Annotated in this window: 12 protein-coding genes; 4 read left to right on the top strand and 8 right to left on the bottom strand. The window is 41.9% G+C overall.

The window, feature by feature from the left end; translation table 11 throughout:
- Positions 1-86: 86 nt before the first annotated feature.
- The 4 genes from tpiA to ftsW form a co-directional block, all read right to left on the bottom strand.
- Positions 87-845, bottom strand: coding sequence for a triose-phosphate isomerase (gene tpiA / locus I2D56_RS05265; RefSeq protein ID WP_195348123.1), 759 nt, complete (start codon positions 843-845; stop codon positions 87-89).
- Positions 846-1,008: 163 nt separating this feature from the next.
- Complete coding sequence (gene tuf, locus I2D56_RS05260) at positions 1,009-2,205, bottom strand: elongation factor Tu (protein WP_006595927.1); 1,197 nt, start codon at positions 2,203-2,205, stop codon at positions 1,009-1,011.
- A gap of 256 nt (positions 2,206-2,461) precedes the next feature.
- Complete coding sequence (gene ppc, locus I2D56_RS05255; protein ID WP_023023856.1) at positions 2,462-5,287, bottom strand: phosphoenolpyruvate carboxylase; 2,826 nt, start codon at positions 5,285-5,287, stop codon at positions 2,462-2,464.
- 28 nt (positions 5,288-5,315) lie between these two features.
- On the bottom strand, positions 5,316-6,554 hold the full coding sequence (gene ftsW / locus I2D56_RS05250) for a cell division peptidoglycan polymerase FtsW (RefSeq protein ID WP_117744475.1): 1,239 nt from the start codon (positions 6,552-6,554) through the stop codon (positions 5,316-5,318).
- Positions 6,555-6,801: 247 nt separating this feature from the next.
- On the opposite strand from ftsW, the gene I2D56_RS05245 reads away from it, so the two are divergent.
- The 3 genes from I2D56_RS05245 to I2D56_RS05235 all read left to right on the top strand — a co-directional run bounded on the left by I2D56_RS05245 (position 6,802) and on the right by I2D56_RS05235 (position 8,863).
- Positions 6,802-7,665, top strand: a complete 864-nt coding sequence (locus tag I2D56_RS05245; protein ID WP_195348122.1) for a GH25 family lysozyme — start codon at positions 6,802-6,804, stop codon at positions 7,663-7,665.
- An 86-nt stretch (positions 7,666-7,751) separates the two neighbouring features.
- Entirely contained in the window at positions 7,752-8,225 is a 474-nt protein-coding gene (locus tag I2D56_RS05240; protein WP_023023863.1) for an aminoacyl-tRNA deacylase, read from the top strand.
- Positions 8,226-8,239: 14 nt separating this feature from the next.
- Positions 8,240-8,863, top strand: a complete 624-nt coding sequence (locus I2D56_RS05235) for a histidine phosphatase family protein (protein ID WP_195348121.1) — start codon at positions 8,240-8,242, stop codon at positions 8,861-8,863.
- A gap of 36 nt (positions 8,864-8,899) precedes the next feature.
- Here I2D56_RS05235 and lysS read toward each other — a convergent pair whose 3' ends face one another.
- The 4 genes from lysS to I2D56_RS05215 form a co-directional block, all read right to left on the bottom strand.
- Positions 8,900-10,390, bottom strand: a complete 1,491-nt coding sequence (lysS, locus tag I2D56_RS05230; RefSeq protein ID WP_195348120.1) for a lysine--tRNA ligase — start codon at positions 10,388-10,390, stop codon at positions 8,900-8,902.
- Positions 10,391-10,573: 183 nt separating this feature from the next.
- Positions 10,574-11,926 (bottom strand): ABC transporter permease, encoded by a 1,353-nt coding sequence (locus I2D56_RS05225; RefSeq protein ID WP_135782568.1) that lies wholly within the window; start codon positions 11,924-11,926, stop codon positions 10,574-10,576.
- On the bottom strand, positions 11,926-12,621 hold the full coding sequence (locus tag I2D56_RS05220; protein ID WP_006595919.1) for an ABC transporter ATP-binding protein: 696 nt from the start codon (positions 12,619-12,621) through the stop codon (positions 11,926-11,928). Before I2D56_RS05220 ends, I2D56_RS05225 begins: the two co-directional genes overlap by 1 nt.
- Complete coding sequence (locus tag I2D56_RS05215; protein WP_195348119.1) at positions 12,605-13,762, bottom strand: efflux RND transporter periplasmic adaptor subunit; 1,158 nt, start codon at positions 13,760-13,762, stop codon at positions 12,605-12,607. The genes I2D56_RS05220 and I2D56_RS05215 overlap by 17 nt, the downstream gene beginning before the upstream one ends.
- A 200-nt stretch (positions 13,763-13,962) precedes the next feature.
- On the opposite strand from I2D56_RS05215, the gene gorA reads away from it, so the two are divergent.
- On the top strand, positions 13,963-15,312 hold the full coding sequence (gorA, locus tag I2D56_RS05210; RefSeq protein WP_195348118.1) for a glutathione-disulfide reductase: 1,350 nt from the start codon (positions 13,963-13,965) through the stop codon (positions 15,310-15,312).
- Positions 15,313-15,447: the final 135 nt, after the last annotated feature.

Below are 15,447 nucleotides of genomic sequence, written 5' to 3'. Positions count from 1 at the left end.
GCCCTACTCAACTGTGCGGAGGTGGGACGACGAAATCGAATTCTAACGAATTACCGATTTCTGTCCCACTCTCTTTTTATGTTCGATTAGTTTACGAAATCAAGCAATGCCAAGAAGCTTTCTGGATCAAGTGATGCACCACCAACAAGAGCTCCATCAACGTCTGGACAAGCCATGTATTCAGCAACGTTTTCAGGTTTCACTGAACCACCGTATTGGACACGTACTTTGTCAGCTACTTCTTGACCGAAGTCAGTAGCTACAACGTCACGAACCACTTTACACATTTTTTGTGCATCGTCTTGTGATGCAGATTTACCAGTACCAATCGCCCAGATTGGCTCATAAGCGATTACAGTTGCAGCTACTTGCTCAGGAGTCAAACCAGCCAAAGCAGCAGATACTTGAGCACCTACGAATTCTGCTGCTTTACCAGCTTCGTAAGTTTCAAGGCTTTCACCACAACAGATGATTGGAAGCAAACCATTAGCAAAGATAGCTTTTGCTTTTTTGTTGATGTCTTCGTCTGTTTCGTGGAAGTAATCACGACGTTCTGAGTGACCAATCACAACGTAGTCCGTACCGATTTCTTTCAAAACTTGTGGGCTAGTTTCACCAGTGAAGGCACCAGCGTTTTCAAAGTAGCAGTTTTGAGCAGCAACTTTAAGGTTTGAACCTTTAGCAGCAGCAAGAACAGTTGTCAAGTCAAGAGCAGGTGCAGCAATCCCAGCTTCAACAAGATCAGATGAAGGAAGTTTTGATGCTACTGCTTCAACGAATGCTTTAGCTTCTTCTGGGTTTTTGTTCATTTTCCAGTTACCAGCAATAAATGGTTTACGTGACATTTCACATACCTCGTTTTTCTAATTTTATACTAACTATTTTACCATAATTTTCGTGATAATGAAAGGTTGCACAAACTCTTTTACTTTATAAAACAATAAAAACCCCGTCTTCACGGGGTTTTCTGTCTGTCTATATAATTGTTAATCTGGGAACTAGATCGAATTAAGCTTCGATTTCAGTAACCATACCTGAACCAACAGTACGTCCACCTTCACGGATTGAGAATGTAGTACCTTGTTCAACGGCGATTGGGTGGATCAACTCAACGTCGATAGTCACGTTATCACCAGGCATTACCATTTCAGTTCCAGCTGGAAGTTCGATAGATCCAGTTACGTCAGTTGTACGGAAGTAGAACTGTGGACGGTAGTTGTTGAAGAATGGAGTATGACGTCCACCTTCTTCTTTAGTAAGGATGTAAACTTCACCTTTGAATTTAGTGTGTGGGTTGATTGAACCTGGTTTAGCGATAACTTGTCCACGTTCGATTTCATCACGTTGGATACCACGAAGAAGCACACCAACGTTGTCCCCTGCAAGACCTTCGTCAAGTTGTTTACGGAACATTTCAACACCAGTAACAACCGCTTTTTGGATTTCTTCTTTAATACCAACGATTTCGATTTCGTCGTTGACTTTAACGATACCACGGTCGATACGTCCTGATGCTACAGTACCACGTCCAGTGATTGAGAATACGTCTTCGACTGGAAGAAGCAATGGTTTGTCAGTATCGCGTTCTGGTTCTGGGATGTACTCATCAACAGTGTTCATCAAGTCCATGATGATGTCTTCGTATTTAGCATCACCTTCAAGAGCTTTAAGAGCTGAACCTTGGATAACTGGAAGGTCATCACCTGGGAAATCGTATTCTGAAAGAAGGTCACGGATTTCCATTTCAACCAATTCAAGCAATTCTTCATCGTCAACCAAGTCAACTTTGTTCATGAAGACGATCAAGTGTTTAACACCAACCTGACGTGAAAGAAGGATGTGCTCACGAGTTTGTGGCATTGGTCCGTCAGTTGAAGCTACTACAAGGATAGCTCCGTCCATTTGAGCGGCACCAGTGATCATGTTTTTAACGTAGTCCGCGTGTCCTGGAGCGTCGATGTGAGCGTAGTGACGTTTTTCAGTTTCGTACTCAACGTGCGCAGTGTTGATAGTGATACCGCGTTCGCGTTCTTCTGGAGCAGCATCGATAGACGCATAGTCTTTTGGTTGGTTAACTGATGAAGGCAAGCGACGTGCCAAAACAGTTGTGATAGCTGCAGTTAGGGTAGTTTTACCGTGGTCAACGTGTCCGATAGTACCAATGTTAACGTGTGGTTTACTACGATCGTATTTTTCTTTTGCCATTTGAGTAAAAGCCTCCAATAAAATATATTTTATAGATAGACAGTAGGCAATACAGTCTAACTTTCCTTACTATTCTATCTAATTTTAGATGAAATTGCAAGCCTTTTACCTATATTTTCTTAATTATTCCTTTTCTTATCTTTTATTTTTCCATCTAGCAGAAAGAACTTGATCAAGCTTTCAAAAATCTCCCATAAAATCCCCTGTCTCGCCTGATTCTGAATAGAAAAAAATCGGAACAAGGGTTCCGATTTTTTTAACCAGAATTACGCAATCCTGTCGCGACACCATTGATGGTGATATGAATCAACTTGTCCTGATCTGCAGGCAATTCACCACGTCTTTGGCGTTTAATTAATTCTAATTGAATATAGTTCAGAACATTAAAGTATGGCATACGATAATCTAAACTATCTTTTAGATAAGGGTTTTCAGCTAATAGTTCATCATGCCCTTCAATTTGTAAAATAACATCCTTGGTCAGTTGCCATTCGTCCAGGATAATATTGAAGATATCACGAACTTCCTCTTCTTCACACAGCTTAGCATATTCAAATGCAATGTTCATATTGGCTTTTGAGAGCACCATGTCTACGTTTGAAAGAAGAGACTTGAAGAATGGCCATTTTTGGTACATATAACGCAAGGTTTCAATGTTTTCAGGGTCTGCATCAATAAATTCTTTAAAACTAGATCCTACACCGTACCAGCCAGGGAACATCACACGGCTCTGTGACCATGAGAAGACCCAAGGAATGGCACGCAAGCCACCGATTTCTTTGATGGTCTTACGGGCTGCCGGACGGGAACCAATATTAAAACTAGAAATGGCCTTAATCGGACTGGATTCGAAGAAGTAATCATAGAAATGTTCATTGCCAAAAACCAGTTCACGATAAATATCGTAGCTACGATTGACAATCTGATCCATAATCTCATTGTACTGATCGGACATGCTCTTTTCACTCTTCTTCTTAGCAATCATCCGGTTAATCGTTGCAGAGACCAACATTTCTAAGTTGTAATAAGCTGCATCCTTGTTCCCATATTTGTTGCCAATGACCTCACCTTGCTCAGTCAAACGAATTCGGTCATTGATAGATCTCAATGGTTGTGAGGTGATCGCTTCATAGGTTGGGCCACCACCACGACCAACCGTTCCACCACGGCCATGGAAGAAGGTGATCTTGACACCAAATTCGTCACCAATCGCTGTTAATTGTTGTTGGGCTTTATAAAGAGTCCAACAAGAAGATAGATAACCACCGTCTTTATTACTATCAGAATAACCAAGCATAATTTCTTGGTAGTTGTTCTTAGAAGCAATCCAGCGTTTAGCAATTGGAAGTGACAGATACTTTCTCATCGTATCTTCAGATTGGTCCAAGTCTTCGATTGTCTCAAAGAGAGGAACAATTTGCACACGTGCGCTTTCCTTGTCAATCAGTCCCACTTCTTTCAACATGATGGCCAACTCAAGCATATCCGATACACTGGTTGCATGAGAAATAATGGTTTGACGAATGACATCTTCTCCTAAGCGGTCTTTTAATTCACGCGCTGTTTGGAAAATAGCTAATTCTTTCTCAAGCAATTCTGATTTTTCTGCATGGGTAGCAGATAAAATCCGAGGATCTTCTAACAACTCTTGTAACAGCAACTCGCACTTTTCGTCTTCTGACAAATCACTGTAGTGATCATTAATCCCTGCTTCTTTTAATAGTTCTGCCACACAGGCTTCATGAACACTCGAATCTTGACGCATGTCAATCGAAGCCAAGAAGAAACCAAAGACCTCTACTGCTTCTAATAACTCAGCAAACTCACCTGAGATTAAAGCCTCTGCCTTATTTTCAATCAATGATTCTTGAATCAGGGTCAAATCCTGTTTAAATTCTTCAACTGTTTCGTAATAAGGAGGACGATCTTCTGCCAACTCTTGGATAGCACCACTGATACGGGTACCGATATAATCGGAAACCACTCCTTGTTGATGGGTGTGAGCACCGAGAAGACGTTCAATCGGATGGCGCTCATCTACTGTTGAGCCAACTACTGACCATTCCTTAATATTCAATAAGGTTTGGACCAATTTGGATTGAATATAATGGAAGGCTCGACGGTAGGGTTCCTTCTCTCTAAAGACAGAGGTATCACTCGAACGGGCCGCCATCTCTTCAACCGCTTGACTGGTTTTTGAAAGATTGGTAGAGAGGGAGAAATTCCGATATAGGCTAGATATTTTCTGAATATAGTAGTTTAGAATAACTTCACTTTGAATGGTAGCTGATCGCTTCAAGGTCTCAGCAGTTACAAAAGGATTCCCATCCCGGTCTCCACCAATCCACATTCCCATCGTAATCGGTTTAGGTTGCTGTAACTCGATCCCTTGCTCCTTGGCAAGACGTTTGTATTCCAACATTAAGTTAGGAACAGCCTGAAGGAAGGAACTATTATAGTATTCCATGACATTGGTAATCTCATTTGTTACCTTGAGTTTCTTTTCACGGATCATATCGGTTTGCATCATAATTTCAATGTTTCGACGCAAATTATTGTACCATTTGGTCTCGTTCATCAAGCCTGCTTTCACATCCCGATGTTGGCGCAAAAGGCTGTGAATCTGAGTGGTTAGGTCCAACATGGTTTTCCGTTGCACTTGGGTAGGATGAGCTGTCAATACTGGTACCACGTTGAGGCGTTCCAAAATTTCCTGAGCATTTTCAGTCTCAGCCACCTGGCGGATGGTTGACGATAGTTTTCCTAGATAGTCCTGTCCCACATTATTCTGATGATTGATTTCAAAAGCCAAATCGACATCTTCAGAGATATTAATCAATAAGGGGAGAATGGCAAAGTATCGAGAAATCACGATCATCTCTTCATTTGATAGCTCTCTAACAATTTGATCCAATTTTAAATAGTCTTTTGAGACAGATAGTTTTTTCAATTCAAGAATCTTATCAAAGGTTTCTGGACTCACCAAATTTTTAGCAATGTCTTCTAAAATAGTGGTTAAAATCTCAACTTCTTCTTTGATAATCTCTTTGTTGGTATAGCTCTCTAGTTTTTGTAAAGTCATGATAACTCCTTTCTTTACTCACTCCGGTTTAGTAATAGCTTTGGATTTTCTGAGGCTTCTCGTAAGAAGGGGCCTCTTGAGTAGCTAGGGCGCGCTTTTCACTCGCATCAATATTCAAGACAAGGGCAATCGCAATAGATAAGACCCACAAACTATTTCCTCCTTGTGATAGGAAGGGGAAGGTCACCCCTGTCGAAGGAATCAACCCAGAAATCCCACCAATATTAATAAAGGTTTGAGTCAGAAGCATCCCTCCTATACCGATGGCCATCATCGAATTAAATGGATCTCTTGCCCGTATCCCCACAAGAATAATACGCAAAATTAAGAAGAACAACAAGGCTAAGATGAGACTAGCTCCCACAAAACCAAGTTCTTCAATGACGATCGAAAAGACAAAGTCTGTATGTGCTTCTGGCAAATACCCTTGCTTTTCAATCGAATTTCCAAGCCCTAAGCCAAACCAGCCCCCATTACTCATGGCGTAATAGGAATTGGCCAATTGGTGTCCAGAATCTGATAAATCATTAAAGGGATTATAAAAAGCACTGAAACGTTTCGCTACATATCCAAAGACAGGGATTTTAGAAAATCTCTCAACCCCAATTAACTTGATGGAATAAAGGAGAACAGTCGATCCCCCCACTAGCATAGCTAATAGGCTTGAGAACCAGCGGTAGGCTATCCCACTTGCACTAATCATGATTAAAGTTGTTAGTGCGAGAATGGTCGCATTTCCTAAGTCTGGCATGATTACTACAATAGCGATCAAGAAGAGCACCATCCAACGCCAATCTGCCAAATCACGAGGAATCCATTGATTATGGGTAAGTGCCTGGTAATCATATTGCTGAATCTCTTCTTGCTTTTTAGAGAAAACTAAGGCCAAATACCAAACTAGGATAATTTTCAAGTACTCAGCTGGCTGAATTGAGAAACCTCCAAAATTCAACCACCCATGCGCCCCATTCACCGTGTCTGTGATAAAACGCGATAGCAAGAGAAGGATCGTCTCCGCAATGATAACAATCCCAATGAAAGCCTTTTTCTTAAGGTTATTCAATTTCACCTTATAGATAAAGAGAATGGTAACCAAACTCAGAACAAAAAAGATTCCCTGGCTTTTGATCATCCCAAAAGGACTAACTCCTTTTTGGATGGCTAATGCACTCGTTGTCGAGTAGACAATAATCAATCCTAATATTGACAAAAGGAGGTACGGAATCAGGATTGAATAGTTTAAAAAATGACGTTTTTCTAATTTCATGTAACACCCATACTTCTAATTTTCAGTCTTCATTATATCACCTTTCAATAGTAAAAAAAAGGAAATATCAAATAAGATTCGGTTTTTCACCTGTCATAGAGGATTAATCAGATCAGTCTAGCCCTTTTTTTCCTCCTACTAGCTTAGTCCAAAAAAGTAATCCGCATTTTTACGACAATCGTTTGTTTTTGCGCTTTCAGACCCTTTGTTTTGCCTTTTTCCATCTTTTGCGGTAAAATGATTCTGTATGAGAAAAAGGATTAAACCAATTGTCCTCTTCGTCTTTTTCCTAAGCATCTTTTCCTTTCTGCTCATTTCTAAGACAGTAGCAGATATTCAAAGGAATCAACTTGCTAGAAGCAAGACCACACAAGAGGTAAAGAAAACCAATCAATCAAAAGTCCCATCTTCCTCTTCTTCTGATTCAGTAAAAGAACTAGATCAAGAATTTTTGAATCGACCAATTATTGACATCTCTGGTTGGCAATTACCAAGCGAGATTGATTATGATCTCTTAGCACAGAATGTTTCTGGAGTCATTGTTCGCGTTCATAGTGGCGCTCAAGCTAAAAAAGAAAATGCTGCGACTTATTTAAATGGAATAGACAAATCATACGAAACTCATATTAAAGAGTTTCAAAAACGAGATATTCCAGTTGCGGTATATGCTTACGTAGCTGCCAAGGACAAGAAAGAAATGGAAAAGGAAGCAGAAGAGTTCTATCAGGCATCCAAAAAATACAAACCAACCTATTATTGGCTGGATGTAGAAGAAAAAACCATGGGTGATATGAACGCTGGAGTGGAAGCCTTCCGTGCCAAGCTAGCATCATTGGGAGCCAAAAATATCGGAATCTATATTGGGACCTACTTCATGGAGGAACATAGTATCTCCACTGATAAATTTACCGCCCTCTGGATTCCAACTTATGGTTATGATGATGGCTACTACAATGCGGCTCCATCTACTGATGATGAGTATGATCTTCACCAGTACACCTCTCAGGGGCAATTGAATGGCTTCACCCACTACTTGGACTTAAACCAGATTGCACCTACACAAGATCAAGAAAAAATCTACCGAAAACTATTTACAGTAGAAAAGAATTAAAAGAGGCAGACGCCTCTTTTTCTCTTAAACTGCAACTCAAAGAGTATGATATAATATTAGAAAATTTAGAGAAAGACAACAGTAAGATGGCGAAAAAACAAAAAGTAAAAAAAACATTGGTGGAACAAATTTTGCAAAAAGCAAAAATCCCCCATATGGGATTACAAATCAATGCCCTTGAAGGAATAATTCCAGAAGGGATTAGGACTGAGCAAATTTATAAGACATTGGCTCTAACTGGCGATAAAACTGGTCCTGTTATCGGAATTGTTCCCATCTCTGCCCACTTGTCAGAGAAAAAATTGGCCAAACTATCTGGCAATAAAAAAGTCAGCATGATTCCACAGAAAGACTTAGAAAAAACAACAGGCTATGTCCACGGGGCCAATAATCCTGTCGGCATTCGACAAAAACACAACTACCCTATTTTCATTGACCAATCTGCCTTGGAACTTGATCAGATGATTGTCTCTGCAGGTGAAGTTGGTCACAGTATTCAAATCAAGGCGCAAGATTTAGCTGATTTGGTCAAGGCTAGCTTCGAGGATTTGGTTGAGTAAAGGATAAAACTACTATGAAACTATATTTTGTCCGTCATGGACGCACTGAGTGGAACGAGGAGGGCCGTATCCAAGGGGCAAACGGCGACTCCCCGCTTTTAGAATCTTCCATCCAGCAGTTAGAAGCCTTGGGTCGGCATCTATCTCAAACACACTTTGATGCAGCTTATTCAAGCGATTTGCCTAGAGCCGTCCATACTGCTCAAATCCTCCTCAAGCAAAATCAGCATCCTACCTCCCTCCAAGAGACTCCTGCTCTACGGGAATGGCAGCTTGGTAGGCTAGAAGGTGGTAAAATTGTGGAGTTGAAAGCTCTCTATCCTGAGGAAATGAAGGCTTTCCGACACGATCTATCACAATTCCATCACGACCTATTTGAGGCAGAATCCGTTTCTGAAACAACCAAGCGTACCTGTGATTTTGTGAAAAGCCTGAAAGGAAAAGAGTTCGATACCGTTCTTATCGTTGGACATGGGGCTAATTTAACAGCTTCCATTCGGACCCTACTTGGCTATAAACCAGAGGAACTCCGTAAAAACGGTGACCTCAATAATGCCAGTGTGACCATTTTGACAACAGATGATTTTGAGCACTATCACTTAGAAACTTGGAATGACACCTCTTATTTGGAAGACTAAAAAACACTGATCTTGCGATCAGTGTTTTCTTTTATCTTATTTCATAGTTGGGAAGAGAAGAACATCCCGAATAGTAGTTGTGTCAGTAAGGAGCATGCAGAGACGGTCGATACCGATTCCGAGTCCTCCTGTTGGTGGCATACCATATTCAAGAGCTTCAATATAGTCGTAGTCAATACCAGTCGCTTCATCGTCTCCCAATTCTTTGGCGCGTGCCTGCGCTTTGAAGCGTTCCAATTGGTCGATTGGGTCGTTCAATTCTGTAAAGGCATTGGCATATTCCTTGGTCATGATGAAGAGCTCAAAACGATCCGTGAAACGAGGATCTTCATCATTCTTCTTGGCCAATGGAGATACAGCTACAGGGTGTCCATAGACAAAGGTTGGTTGTGTCAAGGTTTCTTCCACATATTCTTCGAAGAAGGCATTGATAATATGCCCCACTTCAGTGTAGTGTTTTTCAACTGGCACATGTTTTTCTTTGGCAAGGGCTGCTGCTTCTTCAAAGCTCATTTCCTGCCAGAAGTCAATACCAGCAATTTCCTTGATCGCATCCACCATGTGGACACGCTTGAATGGTTCATTGATCTTGATTTCAGTTCCTTGGTAGTTAACAGGACCATCCCCATGAATGGCTTTCGCAGCGTGTTGGATAATCCCTTCCGTCAAGTCCATAATATCTTGGTAGTCAGCATAGGCTTGGTAGACTTCAATGGATGTGAATTCAGGGTTGTGAGTAGCATCCATTCCTTCATTACGGAAGATACGTCCGATTTCATAAACGCGCTCCATTCCACCAACGATCAGGCGTTTCAAGTGAAGTTCGGTCGCAATACGAAGGACCATGTCAATGTTTTGGGCATTGTGGTGAGTGATAAACGGACGCGCAGATGCTCCACCAGCCTCGTTGTGAAGGACAGGAGTTTCTACTTCAAGGAAGCCTTGACCATCCAAGTAACGACGGATTTCTGAGATGATTTTTGAACGAGTTACAAAGCGCTCGAAACTTTCACGGTTAGAAATCAAATCCAAGTAACGTTTGCGGTAGATGGTTTCCACATCTGAAAGTCCGTGGAATTTTTCAGGCAAGGGACGAAGAGCTTTAGACAAGTGTGTGATGTGAGTAGCTTTGATTGAAAGCTCACCCATGTCTGTCCGCATCACTTCTCCTTCTACCCCAAGGAAATCTCCAAGGTCTGCCTTTTTGAAAATTTCATAATTTTCTTCACCAACTGCGTCTTTACGAACGTAAATTTGGATTTGACCTTCACGGTCTTGAAGGTGAGCAAAACCAACCTTTCCTTTTCCACGTTTGGTCACAAGACGACCCGCAATAATGGCTGTTTCGTTCAAGTCATGAAGTTGTTCTTTATCTAATTCTGAATATTTTTCTTTCAATTGACCAGAATCTGCAGTACGTTCGAATCGCTTTCCAAATGGGTCGATTCCTTGTTCACGAAGGGCCGCCATTTTCTCACGACGGACAATCTGCTGGTCATTTAATTCTTCCATATGTTCAGTAGTCATTTGGAACCTCCTAAGTTATTCTCCCCTATTTTATCATATTTGACGGGGAAATACACTATTCTTGAGCAGGAAAAATGAAAAAAGGAATGGAAGGAAAGGGTTCCTTCTCCCTTTTCCATCACATTCCATTCATTCATGATCAAATTTTACTTCATCCGAATCAACTATGTAGGTCATTCATCCTTATTCATAGCGAAGAGCTTCAATCGGATCGAGTTTTGATGCCTTGCTTGCTGGTAAGATACCAAAGACAATTCCGACACAAGCTGAAAAGATGATACTTCCAATAGCCACCGACATGGAGACGACTGGAGGTCCTTCTAGAGCACCTGCAGCTGCTGTGGCGATGAGGGCATTGACACCATAGGCCAATCCCAAACCGAGAATTCCTCCCATCATGGTCAAGACCATGGATTCAATGAGGAATTGAATCAAGATTTTTCCACGAGTAGCTCCGAGGGCTTTTCTCAAACCGATTTCACGTGTCCGCTCAGTCACAGAAACCAACATGATATTCATGACCCCAATCCCACCAACGAGAAGGGAGATTCCTGCAATCGCACCGATGACTGTTGTCATAATTCCAAGCATTTGATTGGTCTGCTCCAAGATACTATCCATGTTAAAGATTTGGAACTCTCCTTGGCGAACTCCCGATAACTCGGTTAATTTTTTCGCTGCTTCGATTCCAGTTGGTTTAATCTGTTTGACATCCGGGATATGCACCACAATAGTAGAAATTTCTTCTGTTCCAAATTCTGAAGCGACTTGGGTATTAGCCATCAAGGCACTCCCTCCAGAAGAAACTCCATACAAAGCAGATCCAGCATTTGGATCCTTGAAGATTCCTACCACCCGATAGTTATTGTCTCCGACAGCAACCACTTGGTTAAGGGCACTTTCCGTCCCAAATAAGGTCGAAGCTAAGCCTTCATCCAACATGATGACCCGTGAAAAACTCTGATAGTCTGAAGCATTTAGTTTTCTTCCTGAAACCAATTCAAATTTTCTGACAGAGAAATAGGTATCATTGACCCCCATGATATTCACCCCTTCAGATTTTTTCTTCTGAAAGGAGATAGTGGCATTGGCTGTATTACCAACATAGTAGCCATCAATGCCAGGAATCTTGGTCAGTTCCTTGACCCATTCTTCTTGAACGACGGGTGGTGTTTCAAGGATTGGGTTGTCAACATCTTCGCTACTTTCCTCTCCATAGCCAGCTGGCGGTGACATTCCTTGGTCTTCTTCACTTGCAACACCGCCTTCCCCACCACCTTCAGCACCACCTTCTTCTGAGACAGGTTCTGGGCCAAGATTAAAACCAGTCATGTAGCCACTCTTTCGGGCGGAGTACGAAATCTGAACATATTGCTGATCCTTGGTAAAGGTCTTAGTTACTCCAGCTTTCATCCCATCTCCGAGAGCCATGATGACAACGACCGAGGCAACCCCGATGATAATCCCTACCATGGTTAAGAACGATCTCATTTTATGTCCCAAAATGGAACTAATGGCGAATTTCCAGTTCTGCATCAGGCCCTCCTTTCATTGCGGCTATCCGAGGATATAACCCCATCTCGAATGACAATCTGCCGTTTGGCATAAGCGGCAATCTCCGTTTCGTGGGTTACCATGATGATGGTTTTCCCTTCTTGATTGAGTGCTGTCAAGAGCTCCATAATTTGATCGCCAGTTTTGGAGTCGAGAGCTCCAGTTGGTTCATCCGCTAAGATAATAGAAGGATGATTGACCAAAGCACGCGCAATGGCCACCCGTTGTTTTTGCCCTCCAGACAATTCCGAAGGAAGATGGTGCATCCGCGTATCTAGTTCAACTTTCTTTAAAAATTGTTCAGCTAATTCCTTTCGTTTAGAAGGATTCACTCCTGCATAAATCAAGGGAAGCTCGACGTTTTGAAAGGCATTGAGTTTTGATAGGAGAAAGAATTGTTGGAAGACAAAGCCTATTTGCTCATTGCGAACCTGGGCTAATTTCTTCTCACTAAGATTTCCTACTTCTTCCCCCTCTAGCCTGTACTCACCACTGGTCGGACGATCTAGAAGGCCAATAATGTTCATTAGGGTAGATTTCCCAGACCCGGAAGGTCCCATAATAGCTAGAAATTCCCCTTCTTCCACATCTAAATGGATATCCTTTAATACCTGTAAGGTTTGATCACCATTTTGATAACTTTTATTGATGTTTTTCAGCTCAATCAATTTTGTCATATTTTCCGACCTCTTTCCCATCTTCCAAATCGCCAGAAGGGTTGGTGATGACTTGAGCATCCTTGTTCAAACCAGATAAGACTTCTTGATTTTCTGCATCTGCATTTCCTAAGGTAACCATGACTTTTTTAGCCTTGCCAGCTTCAATCGTCCAAACATAGCTTTGATCGCCATCTGATAAGACACTTGTCACAGGAACCAAAGGATGGATGGTTGAACTTTTTACTTCAATATTGACAGAGAAACCTTGTTTCAAATCACCGATCTCACTGGTAATATCTACCGTAAATGGATATTTAGCTCCCCCTGTTCCTTGTCCAGAACCTGCGGCATTTGCACCAGCCTGACCAGCATCTGTCGGATAATTGGCAACGTAGCTAATCTTTCCAGTCCATTTTTTCCCAGGATAGACCTTAGAGGTTAAGGTCACTTCCTGACCAACTGAAATGTTTGCTAGATTGTACTCAGACAACTCACCTTTTACTTGAAGGTTACCGTTGCTGACGATATGAACAAGGGTTTGGTTGGTTCCGGTTGTTGATTTGGAGACATCTTTATTGACTTCTACAACCGTTCCATCTGTACTACTTTTTACGGTTGTAGCATCCAACAAAGCTTTAGCTTTTTCCATATTGGCTACAGCATCCGCACGGGCATCGCGTAAATCACCCACTTGTGTGTCCAAAGAGCGTTGGGCTTGAGAGGCTGATTTGCTATCTGCTTCCTCATCCCCTGTTGTATCAATGGTCACTCCATTGGTCATGAGATCGTTCAATTGACGATCTGCCTTATTAACCGCACGTACCGCTGCGTCATAGGCAGATTGCGCTTCTGTACTACTATATTGAACAATAGCTTGGCCGGCGGTTACTTGATCCCCGACATTCACTAGGATGGATTGCAAATCTCCTTTAGTTCCGTCAAAATAAATATATTGTTCTTGATTGGCTGTGACCTTACCTGTCAATAAAACAGAGGAAGCAATCGAACCTTCTTTCACGGTTTGTACCATAGGTGTCATATCGACCATTTCTTCAGGGCCACTGCCTGATTTTCCAAAGGCAAGCCAGCTCCCCATTCCTACAACTGCTAGTGCAGCACCTGTCGCTGTAATAATTTGCCATTTTTTAAATTTCTTCATTTCTTTCCTCCAATATTCGAAAGCGTTTCAAATTATAAGTTTAGTATATCATATTTCCTCATTTTTCAATTCAGAATCATCTGTTTTGCACGTTTTTTTTGCTATCTTGTTTTCTCCTCCTATTCAACGATGGCAATTTCTTGAATTTTGTAACCTTTGTTGTTACAATGGAAGTGTAAATCAACAAAGGAGTACTAACCATGAAAGAATTTGATATTATCTCCATTGGTGGAGGTAGCGGAGGGATTGCTACCATGAACCGAGCTGGAGAACATGGAGCCCGCGCCGCTGTTATTGAAGAAAAGCAGCTAGGTGGGACCTGTGTCAACAAAGGATGTGTCCCTAAAAAAATTATGTGGTATGGCGCCCAAATTGCTGAAGCCATTCGTGATTACGGTCCAGATTATGGGTTTATTTCTGAACAGAGCAATTTTGATTTTGCGACCTTAAGAAAAAATCGCGAAGCCTATATTGATCGGGCTCGTTCTTCTTATGATGGCAGTTTTAAACGAAACGGTGTGGAATATATCCAAGGTCGCGCTCGCTTTGTCGACGCCCATACAGTTGAAGTCAACGGAGAAACCATCAAGGCTAAACACATTGTGATCGCTACAGGGGCTCATGCTTACATCCCAGATCTACCTGGAGCAGACCTAGGAGAAACCTCTGACGATGTCTTTGCTTGGGAAGAACTACCAAAATCAGTTACCATTATTGGCGCTGGCTACATTGCGGTAGAACTAGCCGGTGTCCTCCATGCCCTTGGTGTTAAGACAGACCTCTTCGTTCGAGGAGATCGTCCCTTAAGAAAGTTTGATTCTTACATTGTCGATGGCTTAATGGAGGAGATGGATAAACAAGGATTGCCTCTCCATCCTCACAAGGTTCCTGTCCGACTGACTAAGGAAGAAAATGGTCAAATCCGAGTGTATTTCGAAGACCAAACATCTTTTGTCGCTGATCATGTCATCTGGGCAACTGGACGAAAACCAAACGTCCAAGACCTCCATCTAGAAGCTGCAGGTGTCACTTTAAATGAGAAAGGATTCATTGCAGTAGATGAATACCAGAATACGGTTGTTCCTGGTATCTATGCTCTTGGGGATGTCACAGGAGAAAAAGAATTAACTCCTGTCGCTATCAAGGCGGGGCGTACCCTATCCGAACGGCTCTTTAATGGAAAAACCGATGCTAAAATGGACTACGCAACCATTCCGACCGTTGTCTTTTCCCATCCCGCTATTGGTACAGTCGGTTTCACTCAAGAAGAAGCCGAAAAACAATATGGAAAAGAAGCTATCAAGGTTTATACTTCAAGTTTCGCCTCGATGTATTCAGCTGTGACCCAACATCGTCAGTTGGCTAAATTTAAACTCATCACTGCAGGACCGGAAGAAACCGTTGTCGGTCTCCATGGTCTTGGATACGGGGTGGATGAAATGATCCAAGGATTTGCCGTTGCTATCAAGATGGGAGCCACAAAAGCTGATTTCGATGCAACCGTCGCTATTCATCCAACTGGATCCGAAGAATTCGTTACCATGCGCTAATATCAGAAAAGGTTTGTTCGACAAGCCTTTTTCTTCTGTTTAAATTTTAATGTATCATCGCTGAAGCTTCCATAGTCTAATCTTTCATTTTACCTTTCTTACCTTACATTTTTGTAAGATAAGAACCTTCGAAAG

The sequence above is a fragment of the Streptococcus australis genome (assembly GCF_015553625.1).
In the GTDB taxonomy this organism is placed as follows: domain Bacteria; phylum Bacillota; class Bacilli; order Lactobacillales; family Streptococcaceae; genus Streptococcus; species Streptococcus australis_B.
Note: the sequence above shows the minus strand (reverse complement) of the source record. Positions and strands in the feature narration are given on the sequence as shown.

Excerpts from the sequence above, each read along its gene's own strand:
- ftsW (WP_117744475.1), bottom strand. The coding sequence starts at position 6,554 with ATGAAATTAGAAAAACGTCATTTTTTAAACTATTCAATCCTGATTCCG.
- I2D56_RS05220 (WP_006595919.1), bottom strand. The coding sequence starts at position 12,621 with ATGACAAAATTGATTGAGCTGAAAAACATCAATAAAAGTTATCAAAAT.
- tuf (WP_006595927.1), bottom strand. The coding sequence starts at position 2,205 with ATGGCAAAAGAAAAATACGATCGTAGTAAACCACACGTTAACATTGGT.
- I2D56_RS05225 (WP_135782568.1), bottom strand. The coding sequence starts at position 11,926 with ATGCAGAACTGGAAATTCGCCATTAGTTCCATTTTGGGACATAAAATG.
- I2D56_RS05215 (WP_195348119.1), bottom strand. The coding sequence starts at position 13,762 with ATGAAGAAATTTAAAAAATGGCAAATTATTACAGCGACAGGTGCTGCA.
- I2D56_RS05240 (WP_023023863.1), top strand. The coding sequence starts at position 7,752 with ATGGCGAAAAAACAAAAAGTAAAAAAAACATTGGTGGAACAAATTTTG.
- gorA (WP_195348118.1), top strand. The coding sequence starts at position 13,963 with ATGAAAGAATTTGATATTATCTCCATTGGTGGAGGTAGCGGAGGGATT.
- I2D56_RS05245 (WP_195348122.1), top strand. The coding sequence starts at position 6,802 with ATGAGAAAAAGGATTAAACCAATTGTCCTCTTCGTCTTTTTCCTAAGC.
- tpiA (WP_195348123.1), bottom strand. The coding sequence starts at position 845 with ATGTCACGTAAACCATTTATTGCTGGTAACTGGAAAATGAACAAAAAC.
- ppc (WP_023023856.1), bottom strand. The coding sequence starts at position 5,287 with ATGACTTTACAAAAACTAGAGAGCTATACCAACAAAGAGATTATCAAA.
- I2D56_RS05235 (WP_195348121.1), top strand. The coding sequence starts at position 8,240 with ATGAAACTATATTTTGTCCGTCATGGACGCACTGAGTGGAACGAGGAG.
- lysS (WP_195348120.1), bottom strand. The coding sequence starts at position 10,390 with ATGACTACTGAACATATGGAAGAATTAAATGACCAGCAGATTGTCCGT.